The organism is Acinetobacter sp. ANC5681, from assembly GCF_023488045.1.
Lineage (GTDB): Bacteria > Pseudomonadota > Gammaproteobacteria > Pseudomonadales > Moraxellaceae > Acinetobacter.
Window position 1 is genome coordinate 40,579 of record NZ_JAMFKZ010000007.1, and the last position, 18,314, is coordinate 58,892.

An 18,314-nucleotide genomic window follows, 5' to 3' on the forward strand; every position below is an offset into this window, starting at 1 on the left:
CCTATATCCTATTGCTATTTCTTTCGGGTTAAAGGTGAAACGGAAAGCAGGTCGTTATGATGGTGAACGTCCTTTATTTCATTGTGAGGTTCTTGCAAGCCTTCAAGAATCGGACAGTCGGGTCTATTATCACCAGCACAACAGTCGATTAAGTCCTTGAGGGTATTCGCCATTTGCTGTAGGTCATTGATACGTTCTTCCAGCTTTTCACTATGACCCTGAGCAAGGCGTTTGACATCAGCACTCTGTCTACCGCGGTTATTCCATAAATCAAGTAAGTCTGATATTTCTGCTACTGAAAAACCGAGTTCACGACTTCGCTTGATAAACTTTAAACGTTCAACATCATTTGCTGAGTAAGAGCGATAACCTGCATTATTACGTCCCGCAGCAGGAATTAGGCCAATCTGCTCATAATAACGAATCATCTTGGCGGTAACTCCCGAAGCTTTAGAGACTTTACCAATGTTCATCATATCCTCCTTAGCCTTGACTGACGGATGGTGGCTGGAATCGACGTAAACGTAATGCATTGCCAAGTACAAATACACTGGACAAAGCCATTGCTCCTGCTGCAAAGATTGGGGACATCAGTATTCCATAGGCTGGGTACAATATACCAGCAGCAACAGGAATCAACATGGTGTTATAGGCAAATGCCCAGAATAAGTTCTGGTGAATATTACCAATCGTTGCTTTGGACAAGGCAATCGCATTGGCAACACCTTGTAAGTTTCCTGACATTAACACGACATCGGCAGATTCAATTGCAACATCTGTACCTGTACCAATCGCAAGTCCGACATCAGCTTCAGCCAAAGCGGGTGCATCGTTAATCCCATCACCCACAAAAGCGATATTGCCGTATTTTGCTTTCAGCTCTTTAACCGCACTGACTTTACCCTCTGGTAGAACTTCAGCAATCACTTCATCAATACCCAATTGTTTGGCAATTGCCCGAGCAGTACGAGCATTGTCACCCGTCACCATTGCTACCTTGAGACCTAATTGGTGTAGAGCCTTAATCGCTGCTGGCGTTGTGGTTTTGATTGGGTCAGCAACTGCAATAATTCCTGCCAGTTCACCATCGACAGCAACATAAAGTGGTGATTTACCCTCATCACCCAGACGCTGAGCTGTGGCAACAAATGGAGCAACATCAATACCAAGTTGAACCATATAACGGTCTGCACCAATATTGATTTCTTCATTACCATTGATGGTTGCACAGACACCCATGCCTGTGACTGAATCAAACGTATCAACTTTAGGTAAAGTCAGGTTTTCACTTTTTGCCGCATCAACAATTGCTTTAGCAATCGGATGTTCAGAACGGGATTCAACAGCCGCAACCATGCCTAGGACATAATCACGCTCAAAGAATTGAGTCACTTCAAAGTCAGTCAGTACGGGATGACCCTCTGTTAATGTCCCTGTTTTATCGACTGCAACAACTTTGGCATCCTTTAACAGTTGTAAGGCTTCGCCTTTGCGGAACAGTACTCCCAACTCTGCACCACGACCTGTACCGACCATAATTGAGGTTGGTGTCGCCAATCCCATTGCACAAGGACAGGCAATGATCAACACTGCCACCGCATTAACCAATGCAAAAGTTAAGGCTGGTGATGGACCAAAAATCAGCCAGACCAGGAATGTAAGCACTGCGGCAATCATCACCGCAGGTACAAACCATAAGGTCACTTTATCCACCACAGCCTGAATCGGCATTTTAGAACCCTGTGCCTGCTCAACCAAACGAATGATTTGAGCCAGCATAGTTTCGCCACCCACCGCCACAGCGGTAAAAGTCAACGTGCCATTCTGGTTAATGGTACCGCCCACTACATCACTGCCGATGCCTTTTTCCACAGGGATTGGTTCACCTGTAATCATGGATTCATCGACAAAGCTTTTTCCATCCGTGACTTGACCATCAACAGGGATTCTTTCCCCTGGTTTTACAATGATAATGTCACCTGCAACCACTTGGTCTATTGCAATATCCACCATTTGACCATTGCGTAAAACATGGGCAGTTTTGGCTTGTAAGCTGACTAAACGCTGGATTGCTTCAGAGGTTCGCCCTTTGGCTTTTGCTTCAAGGAAACGACCCAGTAAGATTAATGCGACAATCACCGCAGCCGCTTCGTAATACACATTCACCGTTCCTGATGGGAGGATGTTTGGTATGAATGTGGCAACAATAGAAAACAAATATGCTGCTGATGTTCCCACAGCGACCAAAGAATTCATATCAGGAGCTAGACGGAATAATGCAGGAAAACCTTTCTGATAGAATCTTCGTCCTGGAATAACCAAAACCAGTGTGGTCAGTATGAATTGTAAATACCAGCTATTCTGCATCCCAATAGTTTGATCAATCAGTTGATGTACACCAGGGATAAGGTGAGATCCCATTTCCAGAATAAATACAGGTAAAGCCAACAGGGAGGCGAGAATCAAATCACGTTTAAGTTCAGCACGTTCCTGATCTTTTTTCTCAAGCTGCTCTGTCTGGTCAGGAATAGAAGCCTGAATTTCTGTGGCATCGTAACCAGCTTTATCAATTGCGGCAATCAAGGCATCGACATTTGCTGTACCACTGACCGTTGCACGCTCAGTTGCAAGATTGACATTGGCTTCTTTTACACCTGCAACGGCTTTAAGGGCTTTTTCGACACGACCTACACAACTGGCACAGGTCATGCCTTTAATTGATAATTCAATATTATTTGCAGGCACGTCATAGCCTGACTGTTCAATGGCATGAACCAGTACCTGACGATCCACAGGCTGATCAAGTACAATATCTGCACGTTCTGTCGCCAGATTGACCGAGGCTGACTGTACACCATCAACTTTTTTGAGGGCTTTTTCAACACGTCCAACACAACTGGCACATGTCATACCTTCAATTTTTAATGTAACTTTCATATTATTAGAAAGCTTATTTGTTGCTGTTCCCATAAGATATACCTATAGAGCTTATCCAGTTGCTAAGAGCATAAACCTTGCCATTATGGAAAGGTCAAGGGTAGAATATGTAAACATCTATATTTTCGCTAATGACTGGAATTTAAGTATAAATATGAGTTTTAAAGATCACCCTACAGAATTATCTCAAGAGGAGATTATGTCTTTAGCTGAAACATTTCGGCTATTGGGTGATGCTTCACGACTTAAAATTCTACTTTTTTGTATGCGTGGACCTAGTTCAGTAGGTGAAATCAGTGATGCCCTTGATTTATCCCAGTCCTTGGTCAGTCACAATCTACGTTTATTGCGTTCAGCCCGTTTAGTCAAAGGTGAACGTCAAGCTAAACAAGTCTTTTATGAAATAGATGATATTCATGTAAGTCAGGTTCTATCGGATATGGCTAAGCATATTTCAGAGTAATGTAGCAAACACTCATTTTCTTCACTCCTTTTTCTTCTTAAAAATATATACATATGATCATTTATTCATATTTGCTATTCAAGTAGCAATATTTAAGTTATTTTAGCACTAAACATATGAATGATTAAACATATGTTAATTTGTTATGTATTTTTAAGGCTGATCTATTGATCTTCCAATTATTGGAAACTCTAGCATACAGGCAACTGCTACAGAAACCTTATTGAGAGCGTGTTGTAGCATTGCATGAAAGGTAAGCACCATGAAAAAACAAATTACAGTAATTGCTGTTGCAGTGGGGGTGGCTATATCTGGTGGTTTGCTCTACACAGCAACGAATAAACCAGATGCACCCAATCCACAAGCTGCCGCAGCTCAAATGCCAGTCCCTCAAGTTCCTGTTGCGGAAGTGATTACACGGGAACTTAACCCAACCGCAGAATATACAGGCTACTTATCAGCACCACAAAGCGTTGAAATCAAGTCCCGTGTTGGTGGTGTCATTAATAGTGTTAGTGTTCCCGAGGGCAGTTATGTTCGTAAGGGACAGGTATTATTTAAAATTGATCCTGAACCTTTTCAGGTTGCTCTGAATACAGCCCAGGCACGACTGAAAGCAGCAGAGGTTCAGTACAGCCAGGCTGTTCTGGATTTTAATCGAGCAAATAAACTGGTCGAAAGTGGTGCCGTCTCCAATAAGGTTTATGACGATGCACTGGCAACCAAAAATAACCGCCAGGCTCAGGTACAGGAAGCTCAGGCAGCCGTCAGTGCAGCGAAGCTCGATTTATCTTATACCAATATTACAGCACCGATTTCAGGACGTATTGACCGTGTTCTTGTCACCAGTGGCAACTTGATTGCAGGTGGAAATACAGGCAATGCCACAGCCTTAACCACCATCGTTTCCGTCAATCCACTGTATGTTTATTTTGACCTTGATGAAAAAACCTTTCTCAATCTAAAGGGACAAAATAAATCTGGACAATTCAACTTGCCAATCGAAATGGGATTGGCAAATACAGAAACTTATCCTTATACAGGGAAATTAAACTTTGTAAGTACTCAAATTGACCAGCGTACAGGGACGCTACGGGTTAGGGCATCTATTGCCAATGATTCAGGTGAATTAGCACCAGGTATGTTTGCCAGAGTTAAGCTGACCACTGGAAATAAACAGTCCACCATTCTGATAGATGATCAGGCGGTGGGTACAGATCAGGGCAATAATTTTGTTCTGGTTCTTGGTTCGAATAATACGGTTGAATTTAGACCTGTAACACTTGGCTCGGTCTTTGATGGATTGCGGATTATTAGCAGTGGTCTGCAAACTGGCGATAAAGTCATTATTAAGGGACTGGTTCGTCCAGGAATGCAGGTCAAGCCAAATATCATTCCAATGCAAGCCCCTGTTCCGTCTGAAAATGCTGCTCAGGGGAAATAAGCCATGAAGAACTTCCCCCATTTCTTTGTCAATCGGCCAATATTTGCGGTCGTGATCTCTGTGCTGATCGTCATTCTAGGTGCTTTATCACTGTTTAAATTACCATTGAGTGAATACCCGGCAATTACACCCCCAACTGTACAGGTCATCGCAAGTTATCCTGGTGCCAATCCCAAAATCATTGCCGAAACGGTTTCTTCCCCCTTGGAACAAGTCGTGAATGGTGTTGAGAACATGTTGTATATGAGTTCTCAAACCGCAGCCGATGGCAAGATGGTACTGACCGTTACCTTTAAACAGGGTACTGACCCTGATAAGGCACAGATACAGGTGCAAAACAGGGTTTCTCGCGCATTGCCACGCTTACCTGAAGAAGTTCAACGAATTGGTGTTGTAACTGAAAAAACTTCCCCCGATGTTCTCATGGTCATCAATTTGGTGTCATCCAACAAGAACCATGATCCCCTGTATTTATCCAACTATGCACTCTTGAATGTTCGTGATGAGCTTGCACGTTTACCAGGCGTTGGAAATATAGAAATTTTCGGTGCTGGTGAGTATTCGATGCGTGTCTGGATTGATCCTGAAAAAGTAGCTGCCCGTGGTTTAACGGCCAATGACGTGGTTGCCGCCATTCGTGAACAAAACATGCAGGTTGCTGCAGGTTCTGTTGGTCAACAGCCAAATACAACATCCGCCTATCAGGTGACGGTTAATACGCTGGGACGTTTAACCACTGAAGAACAGTTCAGTGAGATCGTAGTCAAGGCTGGGGATGCTGGACAAATCACCCGTCTAAAAGATGTTGCACGAGTTGCACTGGGTTCTGATGCCTATAATATGAGAGCTTTATTGAATGGTAAACCGGCTTCTGCCTTACAAATCTTTATGACCCCAGGTGCTAATGCGCTGGATGTTTCAAATGAGGTCCGTAAAACGATTGCAAAATTGAAGAAGGGTTTCCCTGAGGGTATGGATTATAAAATTCCCTATGATCCGAATATTTTCGTAAAAGCTTCTTTAAAATCAGTCATTACTACCCTGTTGGAAGCCATTGCACTTGTTGTCATTGTTGTCATCCTCTTCCTGCAAACATGGCGCGCATCCATTATTCCTTTAATTGCCGTTCCAGTTTCCCTAATTGGTACGTTTGCAATTATGTATTATTTTGGCTTCTCCCTAAATACCCTGACATTATTCGGGCTGGTTCTCTCGATTGGTATTGTAGTTGATGATGCAATTGTAGTAGTGGAAAACGTTGAACAGCATATTAAATTAGGCGAATCGCCAAAAGAGGCGGCTCGTAAAGCAATGTCTGAAGTCACAGGACCAATTATTGCGATTACTGCGGTTTTATCTGCTGTATTCATTCCCTCGGCATTTCTTACAGGATTACAGGGTGAGTTTTATCGCCAATTTGCTTTGACTATCGCTATTTCAACTATCTTATCTGCAATCACCTCTTTGACACTTTCACCAGCTTTAGCAGGCATATTACTTAAACCTCATCAGGCTGGAGATAGAAAACGTGATTTGACTGAGCGCTTATTCGGCTGGTTCTTTAGAAGATTCAATCGATTCTTTGATAAGGCATCAGACAAATATGTGGACGCAGTACGCAAGAGTATACGTTTAAGTGCCATCATGCTCATCTTGTATGTAGGTTTCCTTGGCCTAACCTGGTTAGGTTTCAATAAAGTGCCGCAAGGGTTTGTTCCTGCCCAAGACAAATATTATTTGGTTGGTATTGCCCAATTACCTACAGGTGCATCTTTAGACCGAACAGAAGCTGTGGTTAAACAGATGACGCAGATTGCTTTGAAAGAGCCTGGCGTCGAAAACGTTGTGGCTTTCTCAGGACTTACGCCAAGTGGTCCAGTCAATGTACCCAACTCTGCCTTAATGTTTGCCATGCTTGATCCTTTTGAAGCCCGCCAAGACCCATCATTGTCAGCACAAGCAATTGCTGGAAAATTAATGGGCAAATTCAGTCAGATTCCTGACGGATTTGCGGGCATCTTTCCACCACCACCAGTACCTGGCTTAGGTTCTATGGGCGGATTCAAGCTACAAATTGAAGATCGGGCTGGTTTAGGCTTTGAAACACTGGCACGTGTACAGGGCGAGATTATGGCGAAAGCCTCTCAGACGCCTGAACTTGTCGGTATGCTTGCGAGTTTCCAGGCAAATGCTCCACAGATTGAAGTTGATATTGACCGTGTAAAAGCGAAGTCACAAGGTGTACCACTGACCGATATTTTTGAAACACTACAAATCAATCTGGGGTCAATCTATATCAATGACTTTAATCGGTTTGGTCGTACTTATCGTGTAATTGCTCAGGCAGATTCCCCATTCCGTATGCAACCAGAGAATATTAATCTGTTAAAGGTGAGAAATGCAGCGGGAGACATGATTCCACTTTCGACCTTTGTCACGATTAAGCGTAGTTCTGGCCCCGACCGTGTTATGCACTATAACAGTTTCCCATCAGCCGATATTAGTGGTAACGCTGCACCAGGTTATTCATCTGGTCAGGCAACTGCCGCAATTGAAAAAATTGTGCAGGAAACATTGCCACAAGGCATGACCTATGAATGGACCGATCTGGTCTATCAGGAGAAGAATACAGGCAATACTGCGGTCATGGTTTTTGCTCTGGCAATTATTTTGGCGTTCCTTTTCCTTGCAGCTCAATACAACAGTTGGTCAATGCCTTTTGCAGTATTACTTATTGCACCAATGGCCTTGTTATCTGCGATTGTGGGTGTTTGGGTAACTGGTAGTGATAACAACATCTTTACCCAGATTGGCTTTGTTGTTCTGGTGGGACTTGCTGCAAAAAATGCCATCTTAATTGTGGAGTTTGCCCGAGCCAAAGAGGATGAGGGTTTGAATCCTTTTGATGCGGTACTTGAAGCAGCCCGATTAAGATTACGCCCAATTCTGATGACCTCAATTGCATTTATTGCTGGTGTGATACCACTGGTATTAGCCACAGGTGCTGGTGCAGAAATGCGTCATACAATGGGTATCGCTGTTTTCTCTGGAATGCTAGGCGTGACGATCTTTGGTTTACTGTTTACACCAATTTTCTATGTCGTCATTCGTAATTTTATTCTGCGTAGAGAACAGGCCAAAGCAATCGTACAGGAGGGTTCAAAATGAAAAATTTAACACTTCATTTAAACCGATACACTTTCCTCAAGAAAATGAGTGTACTAACCATTGCCACTATTCTTGCAGGATGTTCAATGGCACCAATATATGAGCGACCTGTCTCTCCTATGTCGGAACACTATCCAACAGGAGAAGCTTATCCAGGGCGGCAAGTGAACAATGGAAAGCAAACAGTCGCAGCCGATATTGGCTGGCGTGACTTTTATACCGATCCTGTCTTGCTCCAACTCATCGATCATGCATTGAAAAACAATCATGATTTTAAGGTGACAGCTTTAAATGTTGAGGCGATAGAAGCACAGTATCGTATTCGTCGTGCTGACCGTTTACCACATGTGAGTGTTACCGCAGAGTCAGCCAGTCAGCGTTTACCGTCTGATCTTGCTTATAACCCCCGCATGTATCAGGTTGGTGTTACTTCGGTCGCATGGGAAATCGATTTATGGGGCCGAGTACGCAGTCTGAGTGATCAGGCTTTACAGAACTATTTGGCTTCTAAAGAGGTCCAGACAGCATCACAGTTAAGTCTGGTATCCGCAGTTGCTAATGCTTATCTGGTCTATAAGGCCGATCAGGAAACGTTAGGTTTAACCAAGGCGACTTTGGCGACACAGCAGAAATCCTATGACTTGACCAGGAAACTTGTTGATGTTGGTAATGCAACCCGATTTGACTTACGTCAAGCTGAAATAGGACTGCGCACAGCACAAATCAATTATGCAAAATTCTTGCGTATTACTGCACAGGATCGTAATGCTCTGGTGTTACTTCTGGGTTCGCCATTAACACAGGAACTTGCGGTCCAATTGGACCAGTCCCCAAAAATTCCTGATCAGGTTGTCATACAGGATATACCAGTTGGTTTACCATCGGATCTACTTCAACGTCGTCCAGACATTCGTGCCGCAGAACATAAGCTTCAGGCTGCGAATGCAAACATTGGAGCAGCCCGTGCAGCATTTTTTCCATCCATTACCCTAACGGGTTCGGCGGGTACGGCAAGTTCCAGTCTGGATAATCTATTTAATGCAGGTACAGGTGCATGGAGTTTTATGCCCAAGATTAACTTGCCCATATTTAGTGCAGGTTTAAATCAGGCAAATCTGGATCGCTCACATATCATGAAGCAGATTGAAGTCATCAACTATGACAAATCTATTCAAACAGCTTTTCGTGAAGTTGCTGATGGGCTGGCTGGCAAATCTACGCTAGATGAACAGATCAAATCGCAGCAGCAAATGATTGCGGCCAGCCAGGATGCTCATAAGTTGGCAACCTTACGTTTTGATGCTGGTGAAGATAATTATCTCGCAGTCCTCGACTCACAACGAACACTGTACGCATCTCAGCAGGCACTTATACAGACCCGCCTGGAACGCCTGAATAATCAGGTCAACCTCTACAAGGCATTAGGTGGAGGCTGGAATGAACATACCGTACAGATTGAACGTAAATCTTTGAAATAGCACATCGATGGAGTTCATCTTTTGATGGAAAGAGATGAATTCCTGAAAAGATGAAACAGAATATGAGGTCATGTAAATGAAATTTATTATCCATGATATAGAAAACTTCCCATTTGTTGAGTTTAAGCAAGATCAGGCAGTTCCAGGCTATTCACCTCAATGGCAGTTGGAAATGCAGGAGTTCCTGGAAATGAGTAGTCCGTTTGTGATTGTTTATGATCAATTATCAATGCAAGAAACACCTGAAGACTTTAAACAACGTGGTCTTTGGCTTAAAAACCATAAAGATGAACTTAATCAGTTGTGTAAGGCAATTATCTGCATTGAACCTGATCAGGAAAAAAGAGTTGCCATCAGAAAGATGACGGAAATGGCTGTAAAGGCATTTGGCATACCTTATGAAATCGTCGATACCAGGGAAGATGCCGAACGGATCGCTGATGAACTTACTCAAGTCTAAGGTGAATGTGATGAACATTATTTATATCAATCAATTGAAGCAAGATTTTGATGGTCAAGAGGAAAAATCAAAGCCTTTTTTCATGACATTCTTACTCATTCTTATGACGTTAGGATTAGCTTCAATTTCGCATGCAAAAGCACCGATCAATACAGCTTTGGAAACCGTGGAGAGCTATCTTAATATCTGGAATGGTACGCAGCCAGATGACCTGACTAAAGTTCTTGACCCGAATGTTGAGTATTTCAATACAAGTAATGAAGAAACCCGTAAAGGTACAGCATCTGTAATTGAGGTACCCAAGTTTTTATTAACAGTCATTCCTGATCGGAAGATGACGCTTACATCCCCGCCACTCATTGTTGGTGATAAGGTTGCTGTCGAATGGCAGCTTCAGGGAACCCTCAATAAAAAAGACCAGTCTGGTAAAAAAGACGCAAAAGTAATCACTTTTAAAGGTGCTTCATTTTTTGAGGTTAAAAATAATAAGATTACATACATCGGTGATTACTACAACAATCATCCATTGCGTAGTCAGTTAGAGCCATAATCAGGAATGCTATAAAATGTCTTCGCACAACCATACACAAGATCACAAGCATAAACACTCTGAACATGATCATTCTGGGCATAAGCATAGTCATGGTAACGGCCATAAACACAACCATGATCACTCAGGACACCATCACGGTCATGGTGGTCATCATCATGATCACGACCACAGCCATATCCCGAGTAATAAAAAAATTCTGACCATAAGTTTTTTACTGATTACCATTTTTATGGCAGTGGAATTTATAGGTGGTTTTATTACCAATAGTTTGGCCTTGATTTCGGATGCTGGCCACATGCTGAGTGACTCTGTTGCACTTGGTATTGCACTTGCAGCAGTCTTTATCGGTCAAAAACAGATTACCAAAAATAAAACATACGGCTATCAACGCTTTGAAATACTGGCTGCTGCATTGAATGGTATTACACTGGTTGGTATCGCACTGTACATCTTTATTGAGGCAATTCTACGGTTCCAGCAGCCACAACATATTGAAGTACAAGGGATGTTGATCGTTGCCAGTATTGGATTGCTGATTAATATCATTGTTGCAGTAATGATTTTTAAAGGTAGTGATACCGAACACGACTTGAATATGCGAGGTGCTTACCTGCATGTACTCAGTGATTTGTTAGGTTCTATTGGCGCAATTGCTGCTGCGCTATGTATCTACTTCTTTGGATGGGCCTGGGCAGATACTTTAGCCAGTGTTCTAGTTGCAATACTTGTTCTTCGCAGTGGATATTCAGTTGTAGTAAAGGCTTCGCATGTTTTAATGCAGGGTACACCAGAAAAATTTGACTTGGCAGAAATCAAAGAAACCATTCTTCAAGACCAGCGAATTCAAGGTGTACATGATTTACATATATGGAGTCTGACAAGTAAACGTTATATTTTATCCTGCCATATTGTTGTAAGTGAAGAAATGAGTATGCAGGAAGTGCAGATACTCTTACATGATCTGGAGAATGTCATACAAAATCTAGGTATTGAGCATGTCACTATTCAGGCTGAAACATCACTCAACAATCACGATGATATTCATCATTGCATTATTGAAAATATACCAAAGGATTCAGAACACTGAGTTTAAAAAGGTTAAATATTCCTAATATAGGTGCTTATCTAGTCACAAGTGGTACCCAAGTTTAATGGCACTTAAAAGTGCCATTAAACTATATATAATTCAATTTGATATGTAATAAAATTACCCATAGGAAAGAATTATGGAATAGGCTAAAAGAAGATGGTCACAATTGTAAGATTCGAAAATTATTTTTCCTCCTTTTCCTCCTTTTCCTCCTTTAACTTGATATTCGTAATTCCAATTTTTCTTAGAGCATTCAATAACGTTGATTCACCCTCTGACAAGCCAGCAGATTTTGAATGTCTAAAAACAAATAATTGAGTAACCAAATTGGAGCCTAGGAGAGTTGTCGTATAAGAGCCCTCTGACAAAGGCAGGCTCTCCATGAGCCCAGAAATATACTGCTCAAATTGTTCTACGGTTCTTGACCTAAATATTAGACCAGCATGCCCACGCTCCTTGAGAACACTTTCCCCATCTACAGTTGAAACGTAAGTCGCTGGTTGTATATCGAAAAGATAAACTGGAGGGCAATTTACAAGAGATAATCGGATGACCAATGCTCCACGAAGTGCTGTTTTATTTGAGTTTGCATAACACCAATTTTTATAAGTTTGTTTTTCTCCATCTGTAATATCTTTATTATTTAATGTTTCTGAATTAACGAAAAAAGCCATGAGAGTGGGTTTATCGCTGTAATCAAACTCTTCCTCAAAAGTATAATAGTGGACTGCATTGACAATACTGGGATTTAACGAGCGTGCCTTTAAACATGCATTCCATAGGCCCATGATTCTTCCATGATATGGAGCTTCAAACTCTGTATCTCCATTAGTGGTCGGGTTAATTTGGACATTTAGAACTTCCTTAGAGCTATCAGGTTCTCCTGTACCAACTGTATTGGTTTCTTTAGTATTTTTCTTTCTCTGTGGTTGGGTGATGGTTCTTTCATACTTTGTTTTACTTTTTTCCCCGATAGGGCCTGAACCTAACCATGTAAATTCATGACCTAAAATAACCGATTGTAATAATGGTTTGCGCCCTCCTTGATCTTCAGATACGTTAATCTGACCAGGACCTAGTTGCAACTGAGGAGGATTAGGTGAGTTGACATCTACAGGTTTCTTAATGCGGTGAATTACCTTTGGAACACGTCTGATAAGTGTTTGATCAGGTAGTTCTATTCCAAGAATTGTCAAGGCTAAAAAAGCATTGGTGTCAGGAATACAAAAACCTGAAACCCTAATTTTTCTCGTTTCCTTATGCCACGGCATTACTTTAGGGTATATATGGTTTCTTTGGATAAAATCATCATGTTTTGCAATACTGCTAAATAAGATTCTTACGGCATCTTGGGTATATTCGCTATATTTATAGTAGGCAATAAATACATGATCATCTGATGTGAGACTATCACCTATAAGGATAGTCCATGTATTTTCTTCTTCTGGATGAGGGGTGTAGAGCCTTTCATGTCTTTCGACCTCATCATATGTTGTTAGAATTCTAGGAAGTTCTGTAGAGAGGCCATATCCTCTCACCAGAAACTCAAAACAAGGTACGAGAAGCTCCTTATATTCCTGATCCTTTAAAGAGAAAGAAATACAATTTTCACGTTGGCTTGGGTTAATATAAAACTTATTCCTGTCTGAGAAGAAATGATCTATTTTTCCTGTCTTTTCATCTCGCTTATATGCTTGAACAAAGGTATGTTTAAAATTTGTATGATCAATATCAAATTCCCGTATTTCCAAAGGAAGATAGTCAACTAATCGTTCATGGTGCCAAACTGTTCCAATAGGCCAAGACATCAAATCTGTTATATTTGCATCAATAAAAATAAAATTATCTGTGGGTGTGTAATCTTCCAGAAGTTCCCTAAAAGCCACATGAACTTTAGGTTGAGCATTTCTACGATCAGCTTTTGCTAACGCCCCATACCACCAAACCATTAAGAACTTTTCAGCATTGGATTCAAGGACTTTGAATGCGGGTGATTTTTTATCTGAAGAGTTATCAGTATTTTCTTCATTAGAATGATTGTTCATGATCAACCTCTCTATTGGTAATATTATCGAATAATCAATTCTTCTTATAAGTTCAGTTCGGCTGTAGGGATATATTGCCCATCTACCCAATCGTAAAGCTGGATATCGCAAATACCATTCAAGCGATGTCCCAAGACCATTGCAAAAACTGAGGGTGCTTTAATAAAGAGGTGTAATTTAGATAACTTATTTTCGGATTTAAATGAAACTAAAGCAGATTTTGCCTCTCTCACAGCAAGATTTAGAGTCTCCATATTATCAATGGCATGAGAGCTTTCTAAATTCAATCTAGGCAAGCTCTTTACTTCATTAATCGTAGAGTCAATGTCTTTACCTATAGCTGTAGGAAATCCGATAGCGACTATGGCTTCAGTTTCACCCTGTGGTTCAACAGCTTCGATTTTAGTAAAAAATTGTCCCTCTTTCTGTTTATGGTCATCAGTGCGATAAATGAGGCCATTATGTTCTATTTCGAGTAGGAAATTACGTGTGGCACTAAAAACATAGCCAAGCATACATGCAGTGGACATTCTTTGTTTGCCATCTATAAGGAGGGTTCTACGGTCACCACTGTTATGAATGAAATCCCCAATCGATACTGCTTTTTTGATTAGGCTGTTCCAGTCGCTGGAGGTTTTTTGAGCACGATCAGGACCATTGAAATCACTAATATCTAAGTTTAAGTCTTGATACTGACTGGATGATGCTGAAAGATTAATTTTAATAGGATCTAATAGCCACTGGCTTCTATCTTCTTCAAGAGCATGGCAAATAAAATTTTCAAAGTCTTTGCGATATATTGGACCAAAAGAAGAACGAGAAATCAGGTTTTTAAACTGATCTTTTAGTTGTTTGACCTGACTCCTGAGCAGTTCAATATTTATTGTGTCTTGAATTTCACTTAGAAATATAGACTCACTATTCTCAGAATTAAAAGTTATGAAACCAACATAATCAAGAGCAAATTCAGCTAAAGAGAAATCAATTTTTTTACCAACACACCAATCAAGGTATTCCGAGCGCCCATTCACTGAAACTGAAGAGTCGTCATCATAAGAAGATCCAACCCCTCTTAATCGGTCTATTTTTGAAATTAATGGTGAGATAGCGGTGTTATAACTTGGGCATACTAAATTAAACCAAATAAAGTTTTTTGGGTGGGTATCAAAAAGACTTTTAAAACGCCTTATTTCATCCCAAAATTCCGTAGCCGTTAAGGAGTGATTTTTTGCTTCATACATTACATGTAATGACTTTTCCGAAGAAAAATAACAAACTTCTATATCACTTAATGCTTCACTCACTATATGGCTAAATGCACTTTGTGAAAGCCATAGCGGTAAGCTCCTTAATACAAATGCATCCTGATATTCAAATCCTACTCGTGCAATCGCACCACCAGTTGATTGTTTTTCTAACAGACTCGCACTCATTATTATCTCTCTAAATCTAGGGTGGATCGGTAACAGGAACCATCTGGTAGGTAGGTGTGAGCACTGCCATCAAGATGATTGTTTTTTAAATGAAAAATCAGTAAGACTACAAAATTTGCACCCACTTTTGGATCGGACACCAATTCCCTCATGGTGTGATGGTCTTTACTGCTGGGTTGTACACTGAAGAGAGGATGGCTATGCCATTCACCTAAATAGTTAAATTTTTGATAATTATTGTTTGTTGATTTATGAAAAAGACGGATTGCTTTAATAGCATCCGTAATTCCACGTACAAAGGATGCTATCGTTCCACTCTTTTGAATAGTTAATGAGTTAACTCTAAAATGGTTTGTACCAATATGCTCACCCATTAAAACACCGCCACATTCGTGGGTTCCAGACTTCAATAGGGCTTTTACCAGTAAAACTTGTATGTCAGTAGGAATGGATATTTTCAGCATCAGTATTAACCTTTCATCGGTTCAGGCTCTTCAATAGAATTGCCATTTTCCCTTTCAAATATTTCTTTATCCGTAGGAGATTCTGCTACTAAAGCACCCGAACAGTCGATAGGACGAGTATCAAAAGGACATTGAAACATCCAATATCTACGGAACCCTATTAAATATGCTGAATATGGATAAGAGGATTGCTCATCAATTGTACATAAAGTATCTAATGTGAACTGCGTCATAGATGCTGCAAGAGCTGTTACATCTGCATCTGATGCTATATATGTTTGGTTTTGTGTTTGAAAGCCGTAATTATTAACTTTGCCCTCTGGAATTGGTTCCAACGTTTGTAAGACACCATAAATATGATTGCGAAGTTCTAAGGGGGAGGCATCTAACGTTGGACGACTACGGGCCATCATTGCTCCACCACCGCCACCAAAAATTTCACCCCATACCATGGGAATGTGTTTTCTTTTAGCAATTGCAGCTAATGTTAAGAACGTATGGGTATTTGCTGTCGCATCAACAATCAGATTACATGTGGCAATGGCATTAGCGATATTGGAATTTAAATGAGGATTTTCCTGTCCACCAATTTGCATTTCATACGTTTCAACTTGTATGTCTAATGCTGTTCGTTTTAATGCTCTTTCAACAGCATAGGTTTTAGCAAAGCCAACATCTAACCAGTTGAGTTCATTACGGACAAGATTGTGGGGGAGCAGAATATCATCATCAATAAGTAGAAAGTTTTTACAACCCGACCGTGCCAGTGAAATTGCAATTTTACTTCCTAACGATCCAAGACCTACTATTGCTACCCTTATATCATTGAGATGGCTAAATTGTGCTGGCAATCTTTGGCTCTGATCATCATGTAGATTAATAGCAGGATAACTTACGAAAAGTGGTGCTGTATTATTAACCAAGAATAGTTCCAAGTTACCCTTTATGTCATATAACAATATAGGCTGTATGGAACTTGTGAATTCCTCCTGAGCAGGCCATAAATTGCCTAAAAAGGATTCTAATGAAACTCGGTCATTTACGGATTCCTTTAATTGAGGAACAGAATCAATTCGTATTGCCCATCCAGACAATTCAAATCTTTCATTAGAAAATGATGGTACGATGTCAGGTAGAGGTTTGTTCTGAATATTTGTTGGAACAATAACGGTTTTGTCTCGAAAGCTTGAGATGGCAATCTTAAAGTCCATTTTCTCGGAATCACTACCCAAGAGTATGTGACGTAACATAGGTGTTTCAATGAACCTTTCTGAAACACTTCTTAATTTTTGACCTATTGTTTCAGAATGCCTAGATGGTACAGGTTCTACATTCATCTCCAATACAGTCATTGCATCTGTTAATAAAAGAAGCTGGGCACTTCTAACTAGATCCACTCCACTGATATTGGTATTCCAATTATCTGGGCCATATTCTAGACACAGCACTCCTGAACCACCATACTGGTGCAAGATACTCCATCTTTCACCAGATTTTTGTGGGCGTATATATGCTGGTAGCTCTGGGAAAAGCTCTGGATATACTAAAACACCATTAAAATCTATAGTTCCTATCTTTAGAGAGAAGTTCAAATGCAGTTCATTTGTGTCTGTTGAGTTCCATTCCTGAATCTTAAAACTATTTTTCTCTTTCTCAAGATCAGTCAATAACTGCCGTTCTTGAGCTAGGCGTTCTAATGGTGTTTTTAGCAGTTCCATTACGCAAAGCCTCCTGGTTTATTTGGATAAACAGGGGTTGATGGAAATGTTAATCCCGCACCTAGAGCAGAACGGATTAAAGAGCTGGCCATATCAGCAGAGTTTGCACTTTTGTGTGAAGCCGAACGTGGAAAACGATTACCCAGAACCTGCCGCCATAGGGCTAATGCTTTATCATCATCTGTTTCATTTAAGGCGTTTCGTGCAATAGCAGCTTGTTCTTCTACCTTTTCAAAAAAAGTTTTGAACTCATCTGCTGTAACCGCAGAAAAAACATTATTGCCTGCAACACCAGGATCTTCTAAATGTGGAATTATGCCTAGTGACGCATAAATCCCATAAGAATCCCTGATCGTTTCTAAAAGATAAACAAACAACTTTTCATAGTTGGATTCGTAGTAATTCATATGCTTGGCAACCAGGCATTCTAAAATGAATCCTTTTGGTCTTTTTAAATCAGACAAGTTCTCACGACGCCACCATTTAAATAGCTTCACAAGAGGCTTAAATCGACCATTTGCATTTTTATTCACCTCAACAGTCCACTCGGTATGAGCTGGAGGGTTGGTAACTAGCCATTCTTCAAGATGAATGTCTGGAATCAGATAGCCGCCATATCCATCTGAAATGATAGGGACAACATCCATATCAACTTTTTTCAACTTAACATTTACTGAACGACGGTTAACGGTAAGATCGGTATATCCAATATCCTTTAATGCCGTATGTACTGCATCAAGGACAATTTGAGGGTCATCATTAATTGTGTGATTTGTAAGGGCAATAATATCTACATCTGGCCTTTGTGTGATTCCGCCTATGGTAGTCGGACGTACTGCCGTATTTCTTTTATAAGAACCTGATAAGAATGTATGCACATGTACTTTGCTGAATTCATTATGCACTTTTAAAGCATCACGAAGCGTATTATGTGCGCTTGAACAATCATTAACCGTTGTTGTAGAGGGTTCAATATCGGAAAGTAGGTCAAGAAACTGCTGTTGAGTTGTCATAATTCTCTCTGAGCCCATGTACTAAAATGGGGCATAAAATTAAGTGCG

Annotated in this window: 14 protein-coding genes; 7 read left to right on the forward strand and 7 right to left on the reverse strand. The window is 40.7% G+C overall.

Annotated elements, in window-relative coordinates:
* Positions 1 to 14: 14 nt before the first annotated feature.
* Both cueR and M5121_RS06265 read right to left on the reverse strand, forming a co-directional pair.
* The gene (gene cueR, locus M5121_RS06260; RefSeq protein WP_001020605.1) at positions 15 to 473 is read right to left on the reverse strand and encodes a Cu(I)-responsive transcriptional regulator; all 459 of its coding nucleotides are present in this window, start codon (positions 471 to 473) and stop codon (positions 15 to 17) included.
* 10 nt (positions 474 to 483) lie between these two features.
* The gene (locus tag M5121_RS06265; protein WP_000536249.1) at positions 484 to 2,970 is read right to left on the reverse strand and encodes a heavy metal translocating P-type ATPase; all 2,487 of its coding nucleotides are present in this window, start codon (positions 2,968 to 2,970) and stop codon (positions 484 to 486) included.
* 121 nt (positions 2,971 to 3,091) lie between these two features.
* Here M5121_RS06265 and M5121_RS06270 point away from each other — a divergent pair, with 121 nt between their 5' ends.
* The 7 genes from M5121_RS06270 to M5121_RS06300 all read left to right on the forward strand — a co-directional run bounded on the left by M5121_RS06270 (position 3,092) and on the right by M5121_RS06300 (position 11,590).
* On the forward strand, positions 3,092 to 3,400 hold the full coding sequence (locus tag M5121_RS06270; protein WP_000008556.1) for an ArsR/SmtB family transcription factor: 309 nt from the start codon (positions 3,092 to 3,094) through the stop codon (positions 3,398 to 3,400).
* Positions 3,401 to 3,662: 262 nt separating this feature from the next.
* Positions 3,663 to 4,844, forward strand: coding sequence for an efflux RND transporter periplasmic adaptor subunit (locus tag M5121_RS06275; RefSeq protein WP_004777767.1), 1,182 nt, complete (start codon positions 3,663 to 3,665; stop codon positions 4,842 to 4,844).
* 3 nt (positions 4,845 to 4,847) lie between these two features.
* Positions 4,848 to 8,012 carry an efflux RND transporter permease subunit gene (locus M5121_RS06280; protein ID WP_004777768.1) on the forward strand — a complete coding sequence of 1,055 codons (3,165 nt, stop codon included), beginning with the start codon at positions 4,848 to 4,850 and terminating at the stop codon, positions 8,010 to 8,012.
* On the forward strand, positions 8,009 to 9,490 hold the full coding sequence (locus M5121_RS06285; protein ID WP_005060895.1) for an efflux transporter outer membrane subunit: 1,482 nt from the start codon (positions 8,009 to 8,011) through the stop codon (positions 9,488 to 9,490). The genes M5121_RS06280 and M5121_RS06285 overlap by 4 nt, the downstream gene beginning before the upstream one ends.
* A 76-nt stretch (positions 9,491 to 9,566) precedes the next feature.
* Positions 9,567 to 9,950, forward strand: a complete 384-nt coding sequence (locus M5121_RS06290) for a hypothetical protein (RefSeq protein WP_005060897.1) — start codon at positions 9,567 to 9,569, stop codon at positions 9,948 to 9,950.
* A 10-nt stretch (positions 9,951 to 9,960) separates the two neighbouring features.
* Positions 9,961 to 10,500, forward strand: coding sequence for a nuclear transport factor 2 family protein (locus M5121_RS06295; protein ID WP_007479719.1), 540 nt, complete (start codon positions 9,961 to 9,963; stop codon positions 10,498 to 10,500).
* A 16-nt stretch (positions 10,501 to 10,516) separates the two neighbouring features.
* Entirely contained in the window at positions 10,517 to 11,590 is a 1,074-nt protein-coding gene (locus tag M5121_RS06300; RefSeq protein WP_000094607.1) for a cation diffusion facilitator family transporter, read from the forward strand.
* Positions 11,591 to 11,775: 185 nt separating this feature from the next.
* On the opposite strand, the gene M5121_RS06305 is transcribed toward M5121_RS06300, so the two are convergent.
* Genes M5121_RS06305 through M5121_RS06325 form a run of 5 tightly spaced genes read right to left on the reverse strand, consistent with a single transcriptional unit; the run spans position 11,776 to position 18,284 of the window.
* On the reverse strand, positions 11,776 to 13,638 hold the full coding sequence (locus M5121_RS06305) for a hypothetical protein (RefSeq protein ID WP_004777775.1): 1,863 nt from the start codon (positions 13,636 to 13,638) through the stop codon (positions 11,776 to 11,778).
* A 44-nt stretch (positions 13,639 to 13,682) separates the two neighbouring features.
* Complete coding sequence (cap4, locus tag M5121_RS06310; protein WP_001276481.1) at positions 13,683 to 15,071, reverse strand: CD-NTase-associated endodeoxyribonuclease Cap4; 1,389 nt, start codon at positions 15,069 to 15,071, stop codon at positions 13,683 to 13,685.
* 2 nt (positions 15,072 to 15,073) lie between these two features.
* Positions 15,074 to 15,535, reverse strand: coding sequence for a Mov34/MPN/PAD-1 family protein (locus tag M5121_RS06315; RefSeq protein WP_000913090.1), 462 nt, complete (start codon positions 15,533 to 15,535; stop codon positions 15,074 to 15,076).
* Between the two features lie 5 nt (positions 15,536 to 15,540).
* Positions 15,541 to 17,253 (reverse strand): ThiF family adenylyltransferase, encoded by a 1,713-nt coding sequence (locus tag M5121_RS06320; protein ID WP_000421732.1) that lies wholly within the window; start codon positions 17,251 to 17,253, stop codon positions 15,541 to 15,543.
* Positions 17,253 to 18,284: a cyclic AMP-AMP-AMP synthase gene (locus M5121_RS06325; protein WP_008942238.1), complete on the reverse strand. Its 1,032-nt coding sequence runs from the start codon at positions 18,282 to 18,284 to the stop codon at positions 17,253 to 17,255. The genes M5121_RS06320 and M5121_RS06325 overlap by 1 nt, the downstream gene beginning before the upstream one ends.
* Positions 18,285 to 18,314 lie beyond the last annotated feature (30 nt).